The sequence below is a fragment of the Rhodoferax sp. genome, from assembly GCF_028688795.1.
In the GTDB taxonomy this organism is placed as follows: domain Bacteria; phylum Pseudomonadota; class Gammaproteobacteria; order Burkholderiales; family Burkholderiaceae_C; genus Rhodoferax.
The window spans coordinates 205,779-230,172 of the sequence record NZ_JAQTXM010000001.1 but is presented as its reverse complement, the minus strand read 5'-3'; the positions used below and the strand labels follow the sequence as shown (position 1 = coordinate 230,172).

20 protein-coding genes are annotated in these 24,394 nt (G+C 59.2%); 8 read left to right on the top strand and 12 right to left on the bottom strand.

Translation table 11 applies throughout. The annotated features are described in order from the left end of the window. Nucleotides 1-4: 4 nt before the first annotated feature. The 5 genes from PHQ58_RS01080 to PHQ58_RS01060 form a co-directional block, all read right to left on the bottom strand. Nucleotides 5-433 (bottom strand): RNA-binding S4 domain-containing protein, encoded by a 429-nt coding sequence (locus PHQ58_RS01080; RefSeq protein ID WP_300105883.1) that lies wholly within the window; start codon nt 431-433, stop codon nt 5-7. 54 nt (nt 434-487) lie between these two features. Continuing rightward, nucleotides 488-1,033, bottom strand: coding sequence for a glutathione peroxidase (locus PHQ58_RS01075; protein ID WP_300106070.1), 546 nt, complete (start codon nt 1,031-1,033; stop codon nt 488-490). Between the two features lie 76 nt (nt 1,034-1,109). Next, a complete protein-coding gene (locus tag PHQ58_RS01070) occupies nt 1,110-2,546 on the bottom strand; it encodes a sensor histidine kinase N-terminal domain-containing protein (RefSeq protein ID WP_300105881.1) in 1,437 nt (478 codons plus the stop codon). After that, a complete protein-coding gene (locus PHQ58_RS01065) occupies nt 2,536-3,252 on the bottom strand; it encodes a response regulator transcription factor (RefSeq protein WP_300105879.1) in 717 nt (238 codons plus the stop codon). The genes PHQ58_RS01070 and PHQ58_RS01065 overlap by 11 nt, the downstream gene beginning before the upstream one ends. After that, a complete protein-coding gene (locus tag PHQ58_RS01060; RefSeq protein WP_300105878.1) occupies nt 3,233-4,486 on the bottom strand; it encodes a class I SAM-dependent methyltransferase in 1,254 nt (417 codons plus the stop codon). Before PHQ58_RS01060 ends, PHQ58_RS01065 begins: the two co-directional genes overlap by 20 nt. A gap of 150 nt (nt 4,487-4,636) precedes the next feature. Between PHQ58_RS01060 and PHQ58_RS01055 the strand changes: the two genes are divergently transcribed. The 3 genes from PHQ58_RS01055 to PHQ58_RS01045 are packed head-to-tail and all read left to right on the top strand — an operon-like array spanning nt 4,637 to nt 7,629. Continuing rightward, nucleotides 4,637-5,596, top strand: a complete 960-nt coding sequence (locus PHQ58_RS01055; RefSeq protein WP_300105876.1) for a tripartite tricarboxylate transporter substrate binding protein — start codon at nt 4,637-4,639, stop codon at nt 5,594-5,596. A 21-nt stretch (nt 5,597-5,617) separates the two neighbouring features. Beyond that, nucleotides 5,618-6,136, top strand: a complete 519-nt coding sequence (locus tag PHQ58_RS01050; protein ID WP_300105874.1) for a tripartite tricarboxylate transporter TctB family protein — start codon at nt 5,618-5,620, stop codon at nt 6,134-6,136. An 8-nt stretch (nt 6,137-6,144) separates the two neighbouring features. Beyond that, nucleotides 6,145-7,629, top strand: a complete 1,485-nt coding sequence (locus tag PHQ58_RS01045; protein ID WP_300106068.1) for a tripartite tricarboxylate transporter permease — start codon at nt 6,145-6,147, stop codon at nt 7,627-7,629. Nucleotides 7,630-7,641: 12 nt separating this feature from the next. Here PHQ58_RS01045 and PHQ58_RS01040 read toward each other — a convergent pair whose 3' ends face one another. The 3 genes from PHQ58_RS01040 to PHQ58_RS01030 are packed head-to-tail and all read right to left on the bottom strand — an operon-like array spanning nt 7,642 to nt 13,407. Beyond that, the gene (locus tag PHQ58_RS01040; protein ID WP_300105873.1) at nt 7,642-9,210 is read right to left on the bottom strand and encodes a methyl-accepting chemotaxis protein; all 1,569 of its coding nucleotides are present in this window, start codon (nt 9,208-9,210) and stop codon (nt 7,642-7,644) included. A gap of 38 nt (nt 9,211-9,248) precedes the next feature. Further along, on the bottom strand, nt 9,249-12,269 hold the full coding sequence (locus PHQ58_RS01035; RefSeq protein WP_300105871.1) for a PAS domain S-box protein: 3,021 nt from the start codon (nt 12,267-12,269) through the stop codon (nt 9,249-9,251). A 34-nt stretch (nt 12,270-12,303) separates the two neighbouring features. Next, the gene (locus PHQ58_RS01030; protein WP_300105869.1) at nt 12,304-13,407 is read right to left on the bottom strand and encodes an HD domain-containing phosphohydrolase; all 1,104 of its coding nucleotides are present in this window, start codon (nt 13,405-13,407) and stop codon (nt 12,304-12,306) included. A 146-nt stretch (nt 13,408-13,553) separates the two neighbouring features. Here PHQ58_RS01030 and PHQ58_RS01025 point away from each other — a divergent pair, with 146 nt between their 5' ends. From PHQ58_RS01025 to pap, 5 genes are read left to right on the top strand one after another with little or no spacing between them, the layout of a single operon-like run. After that, nucleotides 13,554-14,384, top strand: a complete 831-nt coding sequence (locus tag PHQ58_RS01025) for an HDOD domain-containing protein (protein ID WP_300105867.1) — start codon at nt 13,554-13,556, stop codon at nt 14,382-14,384. 32 nt (nt 14,385-14,416) lie between these two features. Further along, nucleotides 14,417-15,775: an HD domain-containing phosphohydrolase gene (locus PHQ58_RS01020; RefSeq protein WP_300105865.1), complete on the top strand. Its 1,359-nt coding sequence runs from the start codon at nt 14,417-14,419 to the stop codon at nt 15,773-15,775. Nucleotides 15,776-15,798: 23 nt separating this feature from the next. After that, nucleotides 15,799-18,012 (top strand): GAF domain-containing protein, encoded by a 2,214-nt coding sequence (locus PHQ58_RS01015; RefSeq protein ID WP_300105864.1) that lies wholly within the window; start codon nt 15,799-15,801, stop codon nt 18,010-18,012. Next, nucleotides 18,012-19,463 (top strand): bacteriohemerythrin, encoded by a 1,452-nt coding sequence (locus tag PHQ58_RS01010; RefSeq protein WP_300105862.1) that lies wholly within the window; start codon nt 18,012-18,014, stop codon nt 19,461-19,463. The genes PHQ58_RS01015 and PHQ58_RS01010 overlap by 1 nt, the downstream gene beginning before the upstream one ends. Nucleotides 19,464-19,488: 25 nt before the next feature. Beyond that, nucleotides 19,489-21,012 carry a polyphosphate:AMP phosphotransferase gene (pap, locus tag PHQ58_RS01005; protein WP_300105860.1) on the top strand — a complete coding sequence of 508 codons (1,524 nt, stop codon included), beginning with the start codon at nt 19,489-19,491 and terminating at the stop codon, nt 21,010-21,012. 60 nt (nt 21,013-21,072) lie between these two features. Here pap and PHQ58_RS01000 read toward each other — a convergent pair whose 3' ends face one another. The 4 genes from PHQ58_RS01000 to hemH all read right to left on the bottom strand — a co-directional run bounded on the left by PHQ58_RS01000 (nt 21,073) and on the right by hemH (nt 24,363). Next, complete coding sequence (locus PHQ58_RS01000; protein ID WP_300105858.1) at nt 21,073-22,098, bottom strand: nucleotidyl transferase AbiEii/AbiGii toxin family protein; 1,026 nt, start codon at nt 22,096-22,098, stop codon at nt 21,073-21,075. Beyond that, nucleotides 22,095-22,706: a DUF6088 family protein gene (locus PHQ58_RS00995; RefSeq protein ID WP_300105856.1), complete on the bottom strand. Its 612-nt coding sequence runs from the start codon at nt 22,704-22,706 to the stop codon at nt 22,095-22,097. The genes PHQ58_RS01000 and PHQ58_RS00995 overlap by 4 nt, the downstream gene beginning before the upstream one ends. A gap of 302 nt (nt 22,707-23,008) precedes the next feature. Further along, nucleotides 23,009-23,173, bottom strand: coding sequence for a hypothetical protein (locus PHQ58_RS00990; RefSeq protein ID WP_300105854.1), 165 nt, complete (start codon nt 23,171-23,173; stop codon nt 23,009-23,011). A gap of 92 nt (nt 23,174-23,265) precedes the next feature. Further along, nucleotides 23,266-24,363, bottom strand: coding sequence for a ferrochelatase (hemH, locus tag PHQ58_RS00985; protein ID WP_300106067.1), 1,098 nt, complete (start codon nt 24,361-24,363; stop codon nt 23,266-23,268). Nucleotides 24,364-24,394 lie beyond the last annotated feature (31 nt).

The window sequence follows — 24,394 nt, the reverse complement described above, 5'->3', positions numbered from 1 at the left end:
GGGCCTATTTGTCAAACGACACGCTCCAGCGGTCGTTCCATTCCCCATCGCGCAGGTTTTCACGGGCTTGTTCGGTATCGCGACGGTCACGTTTGGTGGGGCGGCCCTGCAGTAGGGTCAAGGCGGGTTCTGGGGCCAGTTGGCGCTGTTCAGCGGCTTGCAGGCGCTGGGCGACCGAGTCTTCGGTTTCCTGATACAGCTTGGCTGCTACGGGTGCCGGGCCACGTTTGTCACTGATGCCGAGCACCGTCACAGTCCGTGTCACCGGCCCGCTGCGCAACTGGACGCTGTCACCAGCCTTGAGTTCGCGAGCGGGCTTGACGGCCACGCCATTGACCTGCACGCGGCCTTTGTCGATCTCTTCACTGGCCAGCGTGCGCGTCTTGTAAAAGCGCGCGGCCCACAGCCATTTGTCAATGCGCAATTTTTCCATCGGTTGGGTCGTCAGGTCGGGTGGTAGGTGCGGTTTTGCGGCTTTGACACTGCGTCAAAGCAGCTTTTCGATGTCCGCTACCAAAGTCTTGCTTTGCGGCTTGGTCATGCTGTTGTAGCTGTCGACCACTTTGCCGTTGCGATCAATCAGGTATTTGTAAAAATTCCACTTGGGTGTGGTGCCGGTTTCTTTGGCAAGTTGTGCATAAAACGTGGTGCGATTCGGGCCAGACACCACGGTTTTGGAAAACATCGGGAACTTCACGGCGTAGGTGTTGTAGCAAAAGTCGGCAATTTCCTTGTCGGAACCGGGTTCTTGCTTGCCAAAGTCGTTGGACGGGAAACCCAGCACCACCAGGCCTTTGTCCTTGTACTTGGCATACAGCGCTTCCAGCCCTTCGTACTGCTCGGTGAACCCGCAAAAACTGGCGGTGTTGACCACCAAAATCACCTTACCTGCGTATTGGCACAGGTTTTGGGGTGCTTCGTCTTGCAGGCGGTTGAAGCTGTGTTTTAAAACCGCCGGACAGGCGGTGCTGGCAGCGACCGCAGGCGCGGCTTGGACAAGTGCGCTGGCAAGCAGCGCGGCCAATGCCGCCATCTTGCCAACACAACGCATCGATTGGGTTAATAAAGCCATGATGAAAACTCTTTGGTAATGTTTTGGTCGAGCAAGTTTATCGGCTTGTTGGCGAGATTGCAGGGGGCACCGCCAAGGGCAGGCGCACGGTGCTGTCAAGCCCACAGATCTGGCCATGTGTGCTGCGGTTGAGCAGCTCGATTTGCCCGCCCAGGGTGTGGGCAATTTCATGGCAAATGGCCAGCCCCAAGCCACTGCCGCTGTGCATTTGGCCCGCTGAAAAGGGCTGGAACAAGCGCTTGCGCAGTTCATCGCTGATGCCTGGCCCCTCGTCGCTGATGACCAATGCCGCGTGGCTGGCATCGCACAGCAGGCGCACCTGCAGCTTGCCATGCTCAGGGCTGTAGCGAATGGCGTTGTGCAGCAAGTTACGCGACAGTTCGCGCAGCATCCAGGCGTGCGTTTGAATCGGGGCCGGTTGGGTGTCAATCTCAAAGTCAAGCGCCTTGTCGGCCGTCAAAGGTGCCAGGTCCAGCGCTACTTCTCGCAGAATGCCTGCCCAGTCGACCGGCTCGGTGGCCTTCTCCTGCGCCAGTTGCGCTACCTTGGCCAGTGCCAGCATTTGGTTGGCCAACTGCGTGGCGCGCTCGACCGTGTGGCTGATTTCAAGCAGGCCCTGGTTGGCATCCACGTCACCACGCAGGGCCGATTGCACCTGCACCTTGAGCACGGCCAGCGGGGTGCGCAACTGGTGGGCGGTGTCGCGCACAAAGCGTTTCTGGTTGTCCAACAGATGGTGCAGGCGCTGCATGGTGGTGTTGGTGGCGTCGAGCAGCGGTCGCAGCTCGCGTGGCGCGTCGTCTACCACCAGTGGTGTCAGGTCATCCAGGCGGCGCTGCTGCAGTTGCAGGCTCAAGTGACGCACCGGTCGGGTGGCGCGCTGCACCACCACAAACACCACCAGGGCAATCACCGCCACCAGCGCCAGTTGTCGCCACAGGGTGTCGAGCAAAATTTGCCGAGCCAGGGTGCGGCGCAGCTCCAGAGTTTCAGCCACCTGAACCACGGCCATGGTGCGGGCGCGTTGCATGGCTACTGGCTGCAGCAGCACTGCCACACGTACTGCATCGCCTCGGTAGGTGTCGTCATAAAAGTCGACCAACGCGGCGTATGGCCCCAAGGCGGGCAGTTGGCCGCGCCAAAGCGCCAGGTCGGCGAACCCGTCAATCAGCGTGCCCCGGGTGTCCGAGATGCGGTAAATCATGCGGCTGCGGTTGTCGGCCTCAAACACTTCCAACGCGGCGTAGGGCACCAAGGCACGCAGCTGGGCGCTATCTGCCTCACCATCGGCCTGGATGTGTTCGCCAATCGTCTTGGCTGAAGCCAGCAGGGTGCGGTCGTAGGCGGTGTTGACAGCGGTCAAGGCCTGGCGGTACAGCACCATGCTGTCGACCAAAATGAACAGCGCCACGGGCAGCAAAATGCCCAGCATCAGGTAGCTGCGCAGTGACAGGTGGCGCAGGTCAAGCCTCATGGCCGGGACGGGTCTGAGTCGGCTTGGGGGGTTCAAGCTTGAGCAAATAGCCCAGGCCGCGTAGCGTGGTCAGGGTGGCACCCGTGCCCTGGAGCTTTTTGCGCAGCCGGTAGGCCACCACCTCAATGGCTTCAAACTGCACTTCGGCCTGGCCTGGAAACACCAGTTCAAACAGCTTTTCTTTGGTGACGGCCTGGCCAGCGCGGGCCAGCAGAGGGCGCAACATGGCGAGTTCGCGGCTGCTCAGGTCCAATACCTGGCCGGCGTGGTAAATTGCTTTGCTCTCATTGTCATAGCTTATGACGCTTGATTCATATGGTTTAGAGCTTGAATTTTCATATTTTTCAGGGTGGCGGCGGTGCAGGGCGCGTACGCGTGCTTCAAGCTCATCCAAATCGAACGGCTTGGGCAGGTAGTCGTCCGCCCCGGCATTCAGGCCTTGCACCCGGTCGCCTACTGTGCCGCGCGCGGTCAGGATCAGCACCGGAGTGGCCAAGCCTTCATCGCGCGCCTGTTGCAGCACGGCCAAGCCATCGCGCCCGGGCAGGGTCAAATCCAGCAGCACCACATCAAAGTGGCCGGCGCGCCACTTGGGCAGGGCAGCGCGGCCATCCTCACACACCTCAACCTGCCAGCCGAGCCGGGTCAGGGAGCGGCTGAGCGCCGTGTGCAGCGCGCTGTCGTCTTCAATCAGCAGCAGCTTCATGGACCTGGCCCGGGGCAGGTGCTGTCGCTGGCTTATGCACCGCCAGCCGCCACAGCGAGGTGATCTCTTTGGCACGCGCCTGGTGCAGGGCGTCGGTGGTGTCCTCGGCTTTGGGGTGCAGTGGCTTGGCATCAATGCGGCTGACCACGCGCAGGCCGTGTTGCTCAAAAGCTGCCAGCAGCTCTTCGCGCGTGCGCATGCCCAGCAGTTCCGCCAGGTTGGACAAGATCAGCCAGCCTTCACCGCCGGGGGCGAGGTGCTCGGCCAGTCCGGCCAAAAAGCCTTTGAGCATGCGGCCACCCTCGTCGTACACGGCGCGCTCCAGCGGAGAGCTTGGCCGTGCCGGCAGCCAGGGTGGGTTGCAGACAATCAACGAGGCCAGTCCTGGCGGGAACAAATCCGCCTGCAGCACCGAAATTTGGCGCTGCAGCCCCAGACGCGTCACGTTGTCTTGGGCGCAAACCAAGGCGCGGGGCTCACATTCGGTGGCCATGACATGGCGCACGCCCCGCTGCACCAGCACAGCGGCCAGCACACCGGTGCCGGTGCCAATGTCAAACGCCGTGATGTCGGTCTGTCCCTTGGGTGGCTTGGGTAGGTGGGCGCTAGCCACCAAGCCAATGTATTCGCCGCGCACTGGCGAAAACACACCGTAGTGCGGGTGGATGCGGTTGTTGGGCGCGTCCCCAAGGGCGGCAATCTCGACACCCACGCGGCGCCATTCATGGGCGCTGGTGACGCCCAGCAGTTCGCGCAGCGACACCACCGACGGGCCTAGTGAGGCGTCGGCCTCGCCCCAGGCTTCGGTGCAGGCCTGGCTCACATCGGGTGCGCGGCGCAGGGCAATCTTAAAGTTGGCATCGAGCTGGATGAGCACCATGCCCAGCGTGCGGGCGCGTTGTGCCTGGGCCTGGCGGTGCAGGTTGAAGGCCTCGGTGATGGGAACGGGCAAGGCCGCTTTGCTGCGTTTGCGTTTTGGCACCTGGTCAATGCGGCGTGCGATGGCTTGCACCAGTTGGCGGGCGTTTTGAAAGTCGCCGCGCCATAGCAGGCCAGTGCCGGCGCAGGCCAGGCGGTAGGCGCTGTCGGCGGTCAGGGTGTCGTCGGCCAGCACCACCTGTTTTGGCGGCGAGCCGCCTCGTTCACTGCGCCACAGGGCGTCGCAGGCCAGGTCAGATTCGGTCCAGTGGATGCGCGGGGCAGGGGTGGCGGGGCTTTGGGAAGTTTGGGACATGGAAACAGTCATAAATTTTGAATGACGACGGTTGTAACAGATTGGGCCAAGCGCTTGCCAGATTGGTATTTCCCCTAGGGTGTGCGGACAGCCGATTGACAGCCTGGCCGCGCATCATGGCCGTGTTATCAACCCACACAGGAGACTTCGATGCGTCGTGATACTTTTCTGAAATCCATGGCCGCAATGGCTGTCGCTGGCGGCTTGCCGCTGTCGGCGTTTGCTGCCACCAACGTCAAAATGATGATTCCGGCGAACCCGGGTGGCGGCTGGGACGGCACCGGCCGGGCTCTTGGCAAGGCGTTGATGGACGCCAAGGTGGCAGACACCGTGACCTATGAGAACAAGGGCGGTGCTGCCGGTGCTTTGGGCCTGGCACAGTTTGTTAATGCCAGCAAGGGCGACCCGAACGCCCTGATGGTGATGGGCGCTGTGATGCTGGGCGGCATCATCACCGGCAAACCTCCGGTGTCTATCACAGCGGCTACCCCGATTGCCCGCCTGACCAGCGAGTACAACGTGTTTGTGCTGCCCGCCAACTCGCCGTTCAAAACCATGGCCGACGTGGTGGCCCAGCTCAAAAAAGACCCTGGCAGCGTCAAGTGGGGTGGCGGTTCACGCGGCTCCACCGAGCACATTGCTGCGGCCATGATTGCCCGCGTGGTGGGTGTTGACCCGGCCAAGATCAACTACGTGGCTTTCCGTGGCGGTGGTGAGGCCACGGCGGCCATTTTGGGTGGCAATGTGACGATTGGCGGCAGCGGCTACAGCGAGTTCTCCGAGTACATTAAGACTGGCAAGATGAAGCCGATTGGCGTCACATCTGCCGCCCGACTCAAAGGCATTGACGTGCCCACGCTGAAAGAGCAGGGCATTGATGTCGAAATTGGCAACTGGCGCGGTGTTTATGGCGCGCCCGGCATCACCCCGGCGCAGCGCAAGGCCTTGACTGACATGGTGATCAAAGCCACGCAGTCCAAAGCCTGGGCCGAAGCCCTGGAGAAAAACAACTGGACACCCGCCGTGCTCAGCGGGGATGCGTTTGAGAAGTTTGTTGACAACGACTTTGCCGCGCTGCGTGCGACCATGGTCAAGTCCGGCATGATCTAAAACCCCTCTGGAGAAGCACCCATGCGTAAGCGCGACCTGGCAAGCCATTCACCGTATTTACAGGCCCTGGTCGGTGTCGGGGTGCTGCTGATTGCACTCGGGCTTGCGCTGGGTGCCGCGTTTATTTCGTCCAACGCTGGCTACGCCGGTGTTGGCCCCAATTTTTTACCCTGGGTGGTGTCTGCCGCGTTGGGCTTGTGTGGCGTCATGCTGATTCGCAAGGCACGCCGGGGTGGGTTTCTCAACATGGAGGAGCATGGTGGCGAACACCCGTACTGGGCGGGTTTTGCCTGGATGTCGTCTGGCATGTTGCTTAACGCCGCGTTGATCACCCAGATAGGTTTCATTTTCAGCTGCGCGCTGTGTTTTGTGTGTGCGGCACGCGGGCTGCGCAATGCCCAGTCCAGCGCACAGACGGGTGCCAAAAGCTGGCTGATTGATATTGTGGTGGCGCTCATGATTGCGGCGCCGGTGTACTGGATGTTCACCAAGTTTTTGGGCATCAACCTGCCCGGTTTGACCGAAAGTGGGTGGTTGTAATGGATGTGATGGAAACCTGGAACCTGTTGCTACAGGGCTTTGCCACTGCTGGCACGCCAGTGAATCTGCTGTGGGCTTTTGTAGGCTGTGCGCTTGGCACGGCTGTGGGTGTGTTGCCCGGTATTGGTCCGGCCACGGCGGTGGCCATGTTGCTGCCCATTACCACGCAGGTGGAGGCCACCGCCTCGATGATCTTTTTTGCCGGCATTTATTACGGCGCCATGTATGGCGGCTCCACCACCTCGATTTTGCTCAATACGCCGGGCGAGACCGCCACCATGGTCACCGCCATGGAAGGCAACAAGATGGCCAAAAGCGGGCGTGCTGGCGCGGCGCTGGCCACCTCGGCCATCGGTTCGTTTGTGGCTGGCACGATTGCCACGGTGATCGTCACCCTGTTTGCTCCGGTGGTGGCTGAATTTGCCGTCAAGCTGGGCCCGCCCGAGTACTTCATGCTGATGCTGCTGGCCTTCACCACGGTAAGCGCCGTACTGGGCCAAAGCACGGTGCGCGGTTTGACGGCTTTGTTTGTTGGCCTGGCCGCCGGGTTGGTGGGCATGGACCAGATCACCGGACAAGTGCGTTACACCGGTGGCGTGCCAGAGTTTTTGGACGGCATTGAGATCGTGCTGGTGGCGGTGGGTCTGTTTGCCGTGGCCGAGGCCATGCACGCGGTGCTGTTTGAGGGCAAAACGGTGGAATCCGAGAACCGCATGAGCCGAGTGACCATGACCATGAGCGACTGGAAGCGTTCAATTCCTGCCTGGTTGCGCGGCACGGCGATTGGTGCGCCATTTGGTTGTATTCCCGCCGGTGGCACCGAAATACCGACCTTTCTGAGCTATGCCATGGAGAAAAAACTGGCCAAAGGCGAGCACCAGGCCGAGTTTGGGACCAAAGGTGCGATTGAAGGGGTGGCCGGGCCCGAAGCGGCCAACAATGCCACGGTGACGGCAGCGCTGATTCCGCTGCTCACCTTGGGCATTCCCACCTCAAATACCACGGCGATCATGCTAGGGGCCTTTCAAAACTACGGCATTCAGCCCGGCCCACAACTTTTTACCACCTCGGCGGGACTGGTGTGGGCGCTGATAGCCTCGCTCTACATTGGCAACGTGATGCTGCTGGTGCTGAATTTGCCCATGATCGGCCTGTGGGTGAAGTTGCTCAAGGTGCCCAAGCCGCAGCTGTATGCCGGCATTTTGATTTTTGCCACGGTGGGTGCTTACGGCATGCGCCAGAGCGCGTTCGATTTGTTTTTGCTCTACGGCATTGGCCTGCTGGGGCTGGTGATGCGGCGCTTTAACTTCCCGACGGCACCGGTGCTGGTGGGCATGATTTTGGGCCCACTGGCCGAGGCCCAAATGCGCAACGCGATTTCCATTGGTGAGGGCAGCCCGATGATTTTCTTGCAGCGCCCGATGTCACTGACGATTTTGGTCGTCATTGTGCTCATCATGGTGCTGCCACGGCTGCTGAAAAAACGCTCTTAAATCAATAGCTGCTTACGCCCGGTGATTAAGGGCTAGATGGCTATTTGATTCATTTATTTTAAATGCGCTGACAACTTGCTCCAGGTGTTGTGCCTGGTCTTGCAGCGACTGCGCTGCAGCGGCGGCTTGCTCCACCAGCGCAGCATTTTGCTGGGTCACCTGATTCATCTCGTCGATGGCGTTGCCCACGCGTTCAATGCCTGCCGTCTGGTCTGCGCTTGCCGTGGTGATCTCGCCCATGATGTCGGTCACATGGCGGATGCTGTCAACAATGTCATTCATGGTGCTGCCGGCTTGCTGCACCAGGCTGCTGCCGGCTTCGACCTTGCTCACTGAGTCGCCAATCAAGGCCTTGATTTCCTGCGCGGCATCGGCGCTGCGTTTGGCCAGGCTGCGAACTTCTGCCGCCACCACCGCAAAACCACGGCCTTGTTCGCCGGCGCGAGCTGCTTCCACCGCGGCGTTCAGCGCCAGAATGTTGGTCTGGAAGGCAATACCGTCAATCACCGCAATGATGTCCACAATGCGGTTGCTTGAGGCGTTGATCGAGGCCATGGTGTCAATCACCCCTGCCACCACGCTGCCGCCACGCACGGCCACGTCTGATGCGCTTTTAGCCATCTGGTTGGCGCGGCGCGCATGCTCCGCATTCTGGTTCACCGCCGAGGTCACTTCGGCCATGGAGTTGGCGGTATTTTCCAGCGAGCTGGCTTGCAGTTCGGTGCGGTTGGATAAGTCCAGGTTGCCACTGGCAATGTCACTGGAGGCACTAAATATGGTGTTGGTGCCCACGCGCACCTGGCGCACAATTTTTACCAGGCCGGCGTTCATGTCTTGCAGCGCTTGCTGCAACTCACCCATTTCGTTGTGTGAATCGACTTCAATGTGCTGGGTCAGGTCGCCTGAGGCAATGCCGCGCGCCATGGCCACACTGCGCTCCAGCGGGCGCGTCACCACCCTGCGAATGAACGGATAGATCAGCATCAGCACCGGAATGCAAGTGATGAGCGCCGCCATAATGGACTTCCAGCGCTGGTCCGCCAAACTGGCGTTCACCTTGTCGAGCGACACCTTCATGCTGACCACGCCCAGCACGGTGCCTTCTGTGGCCAGATGGCAGCTGGTGCAGTCTTTGCCCAGCGAGTTTTTCAGGGCCAGAGCGGGGCGCACCGCGCGCAAATACTCGCCCTTGGCATCGGATTCAACCTGCACAACCTGTTTGCCGCTTTGCAGCACTTGCTGCTCAAGCGCATCGGGATGGTTGTCGTCTTTCTCGGTTCCCTTGCCAAACAACTTGGTGACCGCCTCAGCGCGCAAGACCCGCACGTCGCGAATCGAGCCGAGCTGCTTGATCTGGTCCAGAAACACGTCGCGCTGGCCCACGGTGCCTGTGACCATCATGCCGGTGAGCCCGGCCATGGTGGCATCGTGCATGCTGGCTGAAAAATCAGTGGCCTGATCCAGCGCAGCCTGGCGCGTGACATGGCCTTGCCAGATGATGACGCCAGTCCAAACCACTAGCAGCGCTGCCGCGATGGTTGTCAGAAGCTGGACCCAGATCTTGTATTTGGTAACGTGCACAGTGTGATTCCTAACGACGGATGATGCTGAGGATACCGTTAATCGGTAGTCTTTTTGTGTTGATGAAGGGTTGCCTGGGCCTTGTCGAAGGCAAATTGCTGCAGCTGCGTGGTCAGCAGGCTGAAGTCATCGCCAAGGACTGCCACCAGTGTATCGGTGTGTTGTTGAAACAAGGCCAAAGCCGCCGTGTCACTTTGGCCCAGCAGGTGGTCAAGCTGATTCATCACGGTGTGCACCAGCTTGGCATCGGGCATGTGGGTTGGGCATGGGGCGACAGTGGCTTGTGGGGTGGCGGCTGATTCAGTGGCCATTTTGGGCAACCAGTCCAGCAAGGTGGCATAAAGCGTTTCGGGCACGATGGGTTTCGCCACAAAATCGTTCATGCCGGCCTCGCGGGCAGCTTGGCGGTCTGGTGCAAAGGCGCTGGCAGACAGGGCAATGATGGGCAGCGCCTTGCCACGCGGCAAAGCGCGCAGCGCGCGGGTGGCTTGCAAGCCGTCAAGCCGGGGCATTTGCAGGTCCATCAGGATCAGGTCAATGTGTGACGGTGGCGCTGCCAGCAGGTCCAGCACCTGTTGCCCGTCGTTGGCGGTGGTCACTTGCAGGCCCACGCGGCTGAGCATCTCCTGGGCAACTTCCAGGTTGAGCGGGTTGTCATCGGCCACCACCACATGCTGGCCCTTGTGCTGCGCCAAGAGCTGTTGCGCTGATTCGGTAGCCACCGCTTGCAGCGGCAGGCCCATCAGGCTGTGGCTGATGATGACCCTTGTGGTAAACCAAAAAGTGCTGCCCACACCCGGTGTGCTGGTCACGCCGGCCGCACCACCCATCAGCTGCGCCAAGCTTCGGGTGATGGCCAGTCCCAACCCGGTGCCGCCATATTTGCGGGTGGTCGACGCGTCCCCCTGCTCGAAATTCTGAAACAGCCGGCTCACCGTGTCGGCATCCATGCCAATGCCGCTGTCTGCCACTTCAAAGCGCAGCATGGCGTGGGTGTCTCCGGCGGCCACTTGGGTCACGGTCATGGTCACGCTGCCAGTCTCGGTGAACTTGACGGCGTTGCTAACCAGGTTCAGCAAAGCCTGGCGTAGCCGGGTGGCATCGGCTTGTACCCATAGCGAAAGTGCTTCCCCATGCAATTCCAGCGCCAGCCCTTTGGCCAGTGCGTCGGGCTCCATCAAGGTGTGCACGTTACCCATCACCTCGGCAATCTGAAACTGCCGGGTTTCCAGAGCCATCTTGCCGGCCTCGATTTTGGAGATGTCCAGCACGTCGTTGATGATGGACAGCAGGTGTCGACACGCGCTGTCGATCTTGTTGAGCTTGTCCATTTGGGCTTTGCTGGTGGTGTCGTGGCGCAGCAGGTGGCTCAAGCCCATGATGGCATTCATGGGGGTGCGGATTTCATGGCTCATGTTGGCCAAAAAAACGCTTTTGGACTGGCTGGCGGCGTCGGCTTCTTCGCGGGCCTGGCTGAGCTCCAACGTGCGTTGCGTCACCAGTTCTTCCAGGTGGTGACGGTGGCCGTCAAGCTCAATGCCCATGTGCTCTTTCTCGGTGATGTCTTCCTTCACAGCCACGTAATGGGTGATACGACCATCTTTTTGCCGCAGCGGGGTAATGATGGCGAACTCAACGTATTCGCTGCCGTCCTTGCGCTTGTTGTAAAACTCACCGCGCCACATCTGGCCATTGGCAATGGCTTGCCACAGGTCGTCATAGGTGCGTTTGGGCGTGTTGCCTGATTGAAGCAGCTTCGGGTTTAGTCCCAGCACCTCGTGCGGCTGGTAGCCCGTGGCGAGCACAAAGGCGTCGTTGACGTACTCGATTTCTGCGCGGGTGTTGGTAATGACCACGCTCTCCGGGCTCTGCGCCACGGCCTGCGACAGCTTGCTCAGCTGCTCCTGGGTAGCCTCACGCTCAGTCACGTCGTAGGCCAGCACCAGTTTGGCAGCCCGGCCCTCAAAAGTCAGGGGGTGCGAGGCGATCTCAACCAATCGGATGCTGCCATCCTTGAGCTGATGTCGCCACAACACACCGTTTCCGCGGCCTGTGCGGTTAAGGCGAATGTCGTCAAGCAGCCGTGGCACGTCTTCGGCCGGGCGTATGTCTCGCAGCGTCATGGTCATAAACTCAGCGCGGCTGTAGCCATAGTGGGTCACCGCGGCGTCATTGACGGACAGGAACCTGAGCGTTTCCAGGTCAAACACCCACATCGGCAGCGGGTTGCTGTCAAACAGGCTTTTGTAGTGGGCCTGGCTGCTTTGCAAGGCCGCATCGGCGCGGCGCTGCTGCACGATGCGCCATATGGCCTCAGCCATCAGGCGCAGGGTTTCTACATCGGCTTCTGTGTAGTCACTGGCCTTGTTGCCTACACCGGCCATCATGCGCACCAGCCCGCCTTGCAATACGGGCACGCTGATCAGACGGTTCAAATGGGCGTGGCCTTCGGGCAGGCCGTGTTTGCCAGTGGCACTGGCGTAATCATTGAACACCACAGGCGCGCGTTGGCGCAGGGCATTGGCCCAAATGCCGGCCTGGCTGATGGCGTAGTGGCTGTCAAACGCCGCGGTGCAGTAATGCGCCAGCGTACCGCTCGACCAGGTCACCAGCTCAATGGTTTCCTGATCGTCATTGACGAAATGGATGAATGAAATCTGGCTGCTGGTGAGGCCTTCAGCCAGCGCCAGACCGTGCTGCAAGAAGGCGCGCTCATTCATGGTTTCAGCAGCGGCCGGCAAAGCCAGCATGGCTTGGCCGCGTTTGGCAAAGTGCGCAATGGTGTTTTGCTCTTGCAACAAGTCATGGGTGGCTTTGCTCAGCCAGCGGTGGCTCAAGGTAAACAGCCCCAGCGCGGTGATCAGCACAAACAGAGCGCCTTTCGCTGTGCTGGCGAGTACCAGCTGGTCCGGGTCTTTGATCAGCCACGCCACAGCCTGGTCTGAAAACACGATCCACAACATCGCAAAAGCCGCATAACTCAGCGCAATTTTCAGACCAACCCGCGTGGCCGTGTGATCACGCGGAACCGGTGCGGCGGGCTCGGTTGGCAGGCTCATGGCAAGGTTGTGGCGAACGAGCCGGGTGAGTTGATCAGGCGCCGGTTTGGCTGTCGTGATGCTGCGCAGCGATGGCCACAAAGTCCTGGTAGTGAGACAGGAAAGCGTCCAGGATGTCAGGGTCGAAATGAGCGCCACGTTGCACAGCAATCAGGTCGTGCGCCACATCAAATGCAAAGGCTGGTTTGTAGACGCGTGGAGAGATCAGGGCGTCAAACACATCGGCAATGGCCATCAGTCGGGCCGACAGGGGAATGGCATCGCCGGACAAGCGGTCGGGGTAACCCGAGCCATCCCATTTTTCATGGTGCCAATGGGCAATTTCCTTGGCCAGCGCCAGAAAATCCAGCGGCTTTTCAATGTCTTGCTCAGCCAGGTCAATGGCATCACTGCCGAGCTTGGCGTGGGTTTGCATCACCCGCCACTCTTCGGCATTGAGTTTGCCAGGCTTGTTCAGAATGTGGTCAGGAATGCCAACCTTGCCAATGTCATGCAGCGGGGCTGAACGCGCCAGCAAGTCGATATAGCGGGGCGTCAGGCGTTCTTTGAAGCGCGCGTGGGGTTCAAGCAACTTGGCTAGCAGCCTGACATAGCCCTGGGTGCGCGCCAGATGCTTGCCAGTTTCGGGGTCGCGGATTTCAGCCAGGTGCGCCAAGGCACGAATGCTGACCTGCTGGGTCAGGTCGTTCTCGGTCATGCGTCGGGCCACCTCGGCTTCGAGTGTGGCGTTTTGGTCTTTCAGCCAATCGCGTGCCTGCTTGGCCTGCAATTGGGTGCGCACCCTGGCCAGCACGGTGGCCGGCGTGATGGGCTTGGCAATGTAGTCGACCGCGCCCAGGTTCAGGCCACGCTCTTCTTCGCGCGGGCTCGACAGGGCGGTTAAAAATATCACCGGTATATCGGCGGTGCGGGCATTGGCTTGCAGCGCCTGCATCACCTGGTAGCCATTCATGCCGGGCATCATCACGTCCAGCAAAATCAGGTCAGGCAAGGGTTCGGCGGCGGCCACCAGCAAGCCGCGCTCGCCATTGTTGGCCGCCAGCACACGGTAGTGCGGCTGCAGCAATTCGCTCAGCACAAACAGGTTTTCTGGGGCATCGTCCACGATCAGGATCGTGGCGTGCGGGTATTCAGTCATATTGTTTAAAAGTTGCTACCAACGAGGCCGAATTAGACAACATTTGTGGCTTTTCGGTGTGGGGTTTGTGATGTAAAGTGGTGCGACTGAACAACGAGATCGACATACATTTGTAATGCGGCAACATGAGTGCGATGAATCCTGACTTGTCTCTTCGACTCGCCGCTGCCGTCGAGCAGATGCCCGCGTTTCCAAAGAGCGTTCAAAAAATCCTCGACCTGACGCGCGACGTGGCCTGCTCACCGAAAGATCTGGTGCAAGTGATTGACCGCGATCCTGTGGTCACCGTCAAGGTCTTGCGCGTGGTGAATTCAGCTTATTACGGGCTGGCCAATCAAATCACCTCGGTTGACCATGCGGTGGTTTTTTTGGGGTTTAACACCATCAAAAATCTGGCGCTGAGCATTGCCGCCATTGGCATGTTGCCCCATAACCAGTTGGCAGGTTTTGACGGTCAGCGTTATCTGCTGCACTCGCTCAGCACGGCGGCTATTGCCCGCCAACTGGCACAACGCCTGCCCGACGCCGATGTGCATGATTGTTTTATTGCCGGCTTGCTGCATGATTTTGGCAAAGTGGTGGTGGCGCAGTTCATGCCCACAGAATTTCGCCGTTCGATGGAATTGAGCCTTTGGAGCAGCCGGCCTTTGCATGTCGCCTTGTTTGAAGTAATTCGCGTTGACCATGCTGAAGTGGGCGCCATGCTGGCCGAAAAATGGCGTTTTGCATCAAATTTGGTGGAAAGCATCAGGCACCTGCACACCCCCGAGCAATGTGACACCGACATGCTGGCCTGCGTTTTTGCCGCCAATCAAATCAGCCAGCGCCTGGGCCTTGACTATGGTGGTTGCCTGGTAGACGCCCCGTTGCCTGCCACGGTAGAGAAGCGCCTTGGGGGGCAGATTGATGCGTTGCAAGCCAGCCTGGGAGACCTCGGCCCCTTGCTCAATGAGTCAAGGCTGTTCTCCAGTTTTTGATGCCGCTTAACCCCATTTAAAACAACATCACCATGACCGTTCTCTCCACAAATCCGCCCCCCAATGCGCAGGCCGGTGCGGTGTTGTGCGTTGATGACGAGCCCAGCATTCTGTCGGCGTTGCGGCGCTTGTTTCGTGCCCGGGGACTGCAGGTCAAGGTGGCCGAGAGTGGTCAGGCCGCCTTGACGTTAATGGAGAGTGAGACTTTTGACCTGGTGATTTCAGACATGCGCATGCCCGAAATGGACGGCGTGGTGTTTCTGGAACAGGTGCGCCAGCGCTGGCCCGACACCATGCGCCTGCTGCTCACAGGTTATGCCGACATTTCTTCCATCATGGGGGCCATCAACCGCGGAGAAATCTACCGCTACATTGCCAAGCCCTGGGACGACAACGACATCATCTTGATCGTGCAAGCTGCCTTGCAGCAGCGTGCCATGGCCATTGAGCAGCGGCGATTGCAAGCGCTGGTGCAGCAGCAAAATGACGCACTCAAGGCCTTCAATGCCAGCCTTGAGCTCAAGGTGGAAGAACGTACGGCCGAGCTCAAACAAGCCAATGCGTCACTCAACAACGCCAATGAGCGGCTTAAAAACAACTTCATCACCTCCATCAAGGTCTTCACCAGCCTGATTGAGTTGCGCAACAGCAAGTTGGCTGGGCATTCCCGACGTGTGGCCGACCTGGCGCGCCGCCTTGCTCAGCGCATGGACCTCAATAGCCGGCAAATCCAGGAAACCTTTGTGGCCGGCCTGCTGCATGAAATTGGCAAGGTTGGCTTTGACGACATCCTGATGGACACGCCCATTGTCATGATGAACACCCGGCAACTTGAGGGCTACCGCAAACACCCCACGCGTGCTGCCCAAATGTTGATGCCGCTTGACGAGCTCAAGGGTGCTGCCGACACGATTGGCAGTCACCTTGAGCGCTTTGACGGTGCCGGCTACCCGCAGCAATTGGTTGGCCAGCACATACCCGTGGGCGCGCGCATTCTCAGCGTGGCGTGCGACTATGACAGCCTGCAAATTGGCTTGTTGGGGCAGTGCCAGTTGCCAGTGGCCGAGGCACTGGCCGTGATCGTGCGCGGCAGCGGTCGCCGTTATGACCCGGTGGTGGTGCAGGCCTTGGTCGCTTTGTTGGGCGAGCCCGTTGCGACCTCAGGCATCAGTCAGGCAGACAAGCTGGTGGAGTTGTCGCTTGGCGCCGCAGAACTCCACGCCGGTATGGTGCTGTCGCGCGACTTCATCACGCCCAGTGGTTTGCTCATGCTCACGGCCGGGCATGTGTTTGATGACGCCGTCATCAGAAAAATAATCTCCTTTGAGAAATCGATCGGTACACGGCTCAAAGCCGATGTCTGGCGTGACAACCCGGGCACCCTGCCTTAACGACAACCTGAACATTTAGCGCCATGGATTCCTGTCCACTCACTGCCCCCAGCGCGAAAGGCATCACCGACCCGCAAGCAGCGCCACTTGTGTGCCCGGCTCAGGTCAGTTGCATCGATACCGCAGAAGCCTTGGCCGAGAGCGAATCCCGCTACCGAGCCATGTTTGTCAACAACTGCATGCCCATGCTGTTGGTCAACCCCGACAACGCGCGCATTGTGGACGCCAACCTGGAGGCCGTGAAGTACTACGGCTGGGACAAAGCCACGCTGACGTCAATGAACGTGATGGACATCAACACCTTGACGCCGGACCAGATTCGCGCCGAGATGGCGCTGGCCGCAAGCGCCCGAAAAACACACTTTGATTTCAAGCACCGACTGGCCAGTGGTGAGGTGCGTGATGTCGAGGTGTTCAGCAGCCTGGTGAATTTCAATGGCGAAGCTTTTTTGCTTTCGACGATCCACGACGTCACTGACCGCCAGCGTGACCAGTTGCAAATGAAGAGCATGCAGCGCATGTTGCAGCGCTTCATTGACGAGTTTCCCGGCACGATCTATGTCAAAGACAGCCAACTTCGCATGCTGATGGTCAACCAGCACCTGGTGCAGGCACTGGGGGTTCCCCCGCAGGCACTGATTGGCAAGACCGCTCACGAGATATTCCCCAAAGAATTTGCCGATGTGATCACGCAGCTGGACCTGCAAATGCTGGCAGACGGTGGCCGACGCATGGTTGAAGAAACGTTCAATGGCCAACACTTTGAGACACACATGTTTGCCATTGAAAACGATGCGGGCGAGCGGCTTTTGGCCGGGCTGAGCCTGGACGCTACCGAACGCTACCAGGCAGCAGAACTCACCTCGGTGTTGCTGCAGGTCAACGAACTGGGCGGTTTGCTGCCAGAAAAAGAATTTTTGTCGCGCGGCCTGGAAATGGCAGAAAAACTCACCCGCAGCAGCATTGGTTTTTTGCACTTCGTCAATGACGATCAGGAAACCCTGGAGCTGGTCACCTGGACTGCTGGCGCCCTGCGTGGCTGTACCGTGGCCTACGACGCACATTACCCGGTCAGCCAGGCAGGCATCTGGGCCGACTGTGTGCGCGAAAAAAGGCCGGTCATGTTCAATGACTACGCCTCTTACCCCGCCAAATGTGGTCTGCCTGAGGGGCACGCAGGCCTGCAGCGGCTGATTTCGGTGCCCGTGGTTGAAGGCGACCAGGTGCGCATGATCATGGGGGTTGGCAACAAAGCCATCAACTACTCAGATGCTGACATCGACACCCTGACGCTGATCGGTAACGACCTGTGGCGTGTGGTGCGACGCGCCCGCGCCGAGGCGGCACTGCAACGCAGGCTGGAAGAGCTGGAGGTGGTCAATAAAAAGCTCTCAGAGGCGCAGGTGCAACTGCTGCAGTCAGAAAAAATGGCCGCTATTGGTCAGTTGGCCGCCGGTGTGGCGCATGAAATCAACAACCCCATTGGTTTCGTCAAGTCCAATCTGGGCACGCTGGCCAACTACATTGAAGAACTCTTGGGCTTGGTCAATGACTATGAAGCCATTGAAAACAAATTGGGCGCGGCGCAGGCGCCCTTGTTCGAGTCGGTTCGGTTGCGCAAGGCATCGGCAGATTTTGCGTTCATGGCCACAGATTTGCCGCAGCTGATTGATGAGTCGCGAGACGGTGTGAGTCGTGTCAGCAAGATTGTGCTGGACCTGAAAAACTTCTCACGCTCCGGTGACAACGACTGGGGTTGGGCTGACCTGCAAGCGGGTATCGAGAGCACCATCAACGTGGTGTGGAACCAGCTCAAGTACAAGGTGCAGGTGGTTCGTGAGTATGCGGACCTGCCGCAGGTGTATTGCGTGGCGTCCCAAATCAACCAGGTGGTGATGAACCTGCTGGTCAATGCCGGGCAGGCCATTGCCGAGCGCGGCACCCTGACGGTTCGCACGGGTGTCGAGGGAGACCAGGTGTGGATAGAGGTTCAGGACACGGGTTGCGGCATCGCAGCAGAAAAACAGGCGCAAGTGTTTGCACCGTTTTACACCACCAAAGCGGTTGGCCTGGGTACCGGGCTGGGGCTGTCGATTGCGGCTGACATCATGAGCCGACACCACGGAAAAATTCTGTTGCAGTCGACGCCGGGTGTTGGCTCTACGTTTCGTCTGGTGCTGCCCATCAATGCCAAGCAGGCCGAGCTTGAGCCAAACTGCAATTCGAGGGAGCTTTGATGCAACTAATGGCCTGGAACCCCCATTTTGAAACCGGCCTGGAGCTGGTAGACACCCAGCACCACGCGCTGGTGGACATGATCAACCTGGCGGCGCCGCATCTGGCGCTCAATGACGATGTCGCCAAGCGCGCAGTTGGCCCGCTGCTGGACAACCTGACCAAGTACGCCGTGGTGCACTTCCGTGATGAAGAGCGCTTGATGGCACAAAAGGGAATGGCCCCCGACTACCTTGCGCACCACCATGTGACGCATCAGGCGTTTGTCGACGAGATCATCCAAATGCGCCGGCAATATGAAGAAGATGGCTCGCTTACCGGCACCGAGCTGTTGCGCTTTTTGAGCAGTTGGCTGAGCTTTCATATTTTGGAAGAAGACCAGCGCATGGCGGCCCAACTGAAAGACATGGCTGCCGGGCAAACGGCGTTGATGGCTTATGAGCATGCGAACCAGCCGCCCGATGGTGCCCACGCGGTGTATCACAGTGCGCTGTTGGACTTGTTCACCTTGCTCACCGAGCGCAACCAAAAATTGGTGCTTGCCAATGAAGCCGTGCGTAAAACGCAAGCCGCCTTGACGATGGCCAACCAGTCGCTGGAATTGCGCGTGCAAGAGCGCACACGTGACCTGGCAGACACCGTGACCCGCCTGAAGCAGACACAAGCCCAGCTGCTGCAGTCTGAAAAAATGGCAGCAGTGGGGCAACTGGCGGCCGGCGTGGCGCATGAAATCAACAACCCCATCGGCTTTGTCACCTCTAACCTGGGCTCACTTTCTGGCTATGTTGGTCAGTTGTTTGATTTGATCGGCGTGTACCAGGCCACAAACGCCACCCTGACCACCGAGCAGCAAAGCAGCGTGGCAGCGGCGCGCCAAAAAATTGATTTTGACTACCTGCAAGAAGACATGCCCGGCCTCATCCGTGAATCACGCGAAGGCCTGGAGCGGGTCAAAAAAATCGTCAGTGGCTTGCGTGACTTTTCTAGCGCAGACAACAGTCAGTGGGCTCCGGCTGATTTGAACCAGGTGTTGGAGAGTGCGCTTGGCGTGGTGGCCAGCGAGATCAAGTCAAAAGCCAGTGTGGCCAAAGCGCTGGCAAGCCTGCCGCCGGTGTCCTGCATGGCCTCACAAATCAAGCAGGTGCTGGTGAATTTGCTGACCAATGCGGCGCAAGCCATTGACAAACAAGGGCTGATCACGGTGCGCAGTGGCGCGCAGTCAGGCCAGGTCTGGCTGGAGGTCTGTGACACCGGTTGCGGCATGGCGCCAGACGTGCAAAAGCGCATTTTTGAGCCGTTTTACACCACCCAAGCGGTTGGCAAAGGCACCGGTTTGGGCTTGTCCACCAGCTGGGAAATCATCAAACAGCACCATGGCGAATTGGCTGTGCACAGCGAGCCGGGCAAGGGCAGCACATTTCGGGTGAGTTTGCCAGTGCCTCAGCCCAACTGATTGAGCCGTTCAACGAAAGCCATTGATGTTTGAATCCGCTGAAATTGGCCACAAGCTGGCCAAGTCTGCCTACCGTGAAGCCGTGCCCACACTGCGTGCCGCCTTGTTGGCCGCGCAAGTGGACTTGTTTGAAAAACACAAAACGCCCGTGGTGGTGCTCATCAGTGGCCAAGATGGTGCTGGCAAGGGTGAAACCATCAACACGCTCTATGAGTGGATGGACCCGCGCTTTATTTCAACCCTGGCGTTTTCGCAGCCCAGCGACGAAGAACGCGAGCGCCCGCCCATGTGGCGCTACTGGCGCAGCCTGCCGCCCAAGGGCCGGGTGGGTATTTTTGCGGGGTCTTGGTATTCCGAACCCATCCGCGAGCGCATTTATGGCGAAATTTCTGTCAAAGAGCTCGATGCCCGGGCCGAGCAGATCAACCGCTTTGAAGAGATGCTGGTTAACGAAGGTGCGCTGGTGCTCAAGTTCTGGTTTCACCTGACCAAAGACGGGCAACGCCAGCGACTCAAGGCGCTCTCTAGCGACCCGCGCACCGCTTGGCGAGTCACGCAGTGGAACTGGGACCGTCTTAAAACCTACGACCAGTTGCAAGATGTTGCTGGCCATTTGCTGCGCATTACCAATACCGCCGCCGCGCCCTGGGTGGTGGTGGAGGGCGCTTGCGACCGTTACCGTTCCATGACGGTGGGCCAAGTGTTGCTCAAAGCCTTGCAAAACAAACTGGCCGAGGCAGCGCCACCGCGCGCACTCATGCCGCCCATGGTGCGGGTCGACCTGGATGGCCGCAACGTGCTCTCGGAGCTTGATCTGACGCTGGCCTTGGCCGACAAACCCTACAAAGACCAGTTGGCCAAATGGCAGGGCCGCCTGTCTGAACTGGTGCGCGACGCCCGCTTTCAGGGGCGCTCTTTGGTGTGTGCGTTTGAAGGCGCTGACGCTGCCGGCAAAGGCGGTGCCATTCGGCGCATTGCAGGCGCACTGGACGCACGCCAATACCAGGTGACGCCAGTGGCAGCCCCCACCGACGAAGAAAAAGACCAACCCCACTTGTGGCGCTTTTGGCGGCATTTGCCGCGCCACGGTCATGTGGCCATGTTTGACCGCACCTGGTATGGCCGGGTGCTGGTGGAGCGCGTTGAGGGCTTTTGCACTGAGGCCGACTGGCTGCGCGCCTACAGCGAGATCAATGACTTTGAGCACGAAATGATCGAGGCCGGGGTGGTTGTGGTCAAGTTCTGGCTGCAAATCAGCCAGGCCGAGCAACTCAAGCGCTTCAAAGAACGTGAAAAAATTGAGTTCAAACGCTTCAAGATCACCCAGGAAGATTGGCGCAACCGCGAAAAATGGCACGACTACCAGCAAGCCATTTGCGACATGGTGGAGCGCACCAGCACCGGTGAGTCACCCTGGACGCTGGTGGAGGCCAACGACAAAAACTACGCCCGGGTGAAGATTTTGCGCACCCTGTGCCAGCGGCTTGAAGCCGCTTTGGCACAAGCGCCTGAGGTATCGCTCAGGCTGGCCAAAAAACCAAAAAAATAGATATGCCAAATATTGGCATCATCTGGGTCCCCAGATCTGCTCCAGGGCCAGACTGCGGCATCACAATTTGTTGATGGCGTTTTCAGCAATTGCTAGCTCTTGCAACAGCGTGTCAAAACTTGGCGGTTCGGTCATGAACATGGGGCGCATCGTCGCGTAATCCCGCGCCAAAGCGGCCTGCCGCACTTTCGGCGGTACCAGTCGGAAAGTGCCATGCTGGGCCAAATCGTAGCGCGCCCAGCCGCGGGCAAACACCCGGCTTTTCCAGTCCACCACCCGCTCGCATTGCGACTTGTCAGCCCAAAACCGTGGTGCGCTTGCGTGTGCCAGCAAACGGACCATGTCGAAATAATGACGTGCATACCGGTCAGGTGTGGGCGAATCGGGCGGGCGATGATATTCAGCATGCAAGATAGTCGCTTTCTCCCAAAAAGTGCGCTGCAATTCCAGGGCCACCACGTCGCAATGCCAGTCACTGAACAGGGCCGGATAGGCACTGACGATGAGCGCTTGTATTGGGTAACGCCCGGTGGGCTGCTGGTCCGTGAGCGTGCCAAACTCCAATTTGACCTCGCGGCGCATATAGCCAAAACCTTGTGTTTGTGTCGTTGGGTAGCGAAAGTAAAGAATGGGCGACTTCGCATCTGTATCAAGTTCGTAGTGCAGCCACTCGCCCCCAGGCGCGGCGCCTAAAGCATCGGTGATCACACTTGTCAGCAGCGGCAATACCACCTGCTGCACCTTCGCAGCACACAGGTGCTGCATTTTCAACACAGCCGCATCGCGCTTGACGCGACTGGTCAATGCGTCAAAGCCCGGCGCATCTGCGCCCACAAACTCCGGCACCAAGCACAGATCAATATCTTCGGAGAACCGGTCAATCACCCCAAACACCTTAGAAAGGGACGTGCCACCCTTGAACACCAAAAATGGTGCCAGCTCAGGCTGCGCGAACAACAGACCCAATAGCCACGACACCCAGAAGTCCTTTTCCAGAATCACGGCATTGAGGTGCAGGGTGAGAGCCGCATTGTCAAACGCCAGTTTGCGGTCTTGATTCGACATTGCCAAGAAAAGGCTGCTCATGGTTTGGCCACCTCACGTAAATGGGCATGCATCCACTCAGGAGCCAGCGCAATGTCGTGCAACAACTTGGCACGCTCCACATCCGGCAATGACTCACGTAAGTGCGCAATGCGTTGAGGCGTGATGTTGGCCGCACCAAGGCTGCGAAACGCCTGAATTAGCAGGCCGCTCAATCTGCCCGCCGCCGCCATGTTGCGTGGGGTCGTGCGAGTAAGGCTGATCTGGGTGGGCCCCACCTTCACAGACCGCGTTGCACCGTCAGACAAAAACACCACTTTTGCCGGTACTTGCTCAGACAAACCCAGCAGGTTGGCCGCGTAAACACCTGAAGGTTGCAACCGAATTCCCTCTTTGCGCTCTAGCGCCTTTGCCACCGTTTCAATGGCGGGCCAAAGCAATCCTAATACCGGATGGACAATGGGGATGTCATACAGGCCGCGCCCCAAAAGGCGAATGGTACCTGCCGCCTTCTGGCGCTTGAGCGCCGTAGCCACCGCCGTGCGGCTGCCAAGATCGGCGAAATCGGCGGGCGTGAACACCCAACCCTGCCCATGCGACTGGAGGCGCATCAGGATGTTTGCATCAACAGAATCAGTGTGTTTTCCCATTTTTGCCACGAATAATACTATTTTTTTGGGGCAAAAAACTCAAAAAATGTCATCCGTAGGTAGCTATTGAATAAGTAGTACCGATTGCCGCGCTTCGCTCGCAATGGTGGCCGCACCATCACACGGCCAAAGATCATGGCGATCTAGGGTGGCATCTACTCAAGCTGCCAAAGCCGCCGTAATCTGCTTCACCGCAACTTCAGGCGAAAACAGCTTGGCTGACAGCGCCTGGCAACGGGCCGACATCGTCGTATCAGCCGCTAGCTCATGCACAAGCGCTTGCGCCAGGCGTTGCTGCGTGGCTACCGAGTTGTCTGTGCAAACCTGCCCACACGCTCGGTCTGAATCACATCTGCCAAGTCATTGCCAGCGTTAATTGTGGCCAACACCGGCAACCCGCTTTGCATATAAGAGAGAAACTTGCCCGGAATATTGTGCGTCTTGTGGCGCGGGTCTAGGGCAGCCATGGCATCTAGATCATTGATTTCAAATCATATTCAGTATTATTTGGAATTATCCACGACTAATGTGTAAAGTTTTTCGACAAACCGGAGGGGCTTCAGCGTGTAGCGCCCAACGCCATTGCGGCCGCTTTGGATGCAGCCAGCGCGGCGCTGTCGGGTGCCGCCAGGGTGGGCCAGCCTTGCAGGTGCTGCTGGGTGATGTCGGCCAGCGCGGTGATCCAGGCCGGGTCGTCATTCAGGCAGGGGATGTAGTGAAATTCTTTGCCACCGGCGTGTAAAAACGCCTCACGTGCTTCCTGGTTGATTTCTTCCAGGGTTTCCAGGCAGTCGCTGGTGAAGGCCGGGCAGATCACATCGACACGCTTCACACCGCTTTTGCCCATCTCGATCAAGGTGGGTTCGGTGTAGGGCTCCAGCCATTTGGCGCGGCCCAGGCGCGACTGAAAAGTGACCTTGTATTGTTCTTTGCCCAAGCCCAGTTGTTCGGCCAGCAGACGCGCCGTTTTGAAGCATTCGCAGTGATAGGGGTCGCCCAGGTGCAGGGTGCGTTCTGGCACGCCGTGAAAGCTCATCACCAGCACGTCGGGGCGGCCATTGGCCTGCCAGTAGCGTTGCACGGTGCCCGCCAGCGCGGCAATGTAGCGCGCATCGTCGTGGTAATGGTTGATGAAGCGAAGCTCTGGCAAATGGCGCACCTTGCCAGCCCACTGGTACACCGCGTCAAACAGGCTGGCGGTGGTGGTGGCCGAATATTGGGGGTAGGCCGGCAAGATCAGCACACGGGTGGTGCCTGCGGCCTTGAGTGCGTCAAGCTGTGAGGCAATCGACGTGGCGCCGTAACGCATGGCGTAGCGCACTTGCACGCTGTGCCCCCGCTCGCCCAGCCAGCCTTGCAGCAGCTTGGCTTGCTTTTCTGTCCAAATCTTCAGGGGCGAGCCTTCGGGGAGCCAGACCGTGGCGTATTTGGCGGCCGACTTGGCCGGGCGAAAGCGCAGGATGATGCCGTGCAGTATCAGCAGCCAGAGCAGTCGGGGTACCTCAACCACACGTGGGTCGCCTAAAAACTCGGCTAAAAATCGCCGCACTGCGGGTGTGGTGGGGGCGTCTGGTGTGCCCAGGTTGCAGTACAGCACGGCGGTGCGCGGTGTTTGTCCATGGGTGAACGAGGGCTCTTTGGCAAATGGTGAGGTCAGTAAGGTCATGCGGCATTTTCGCCGACCGGTG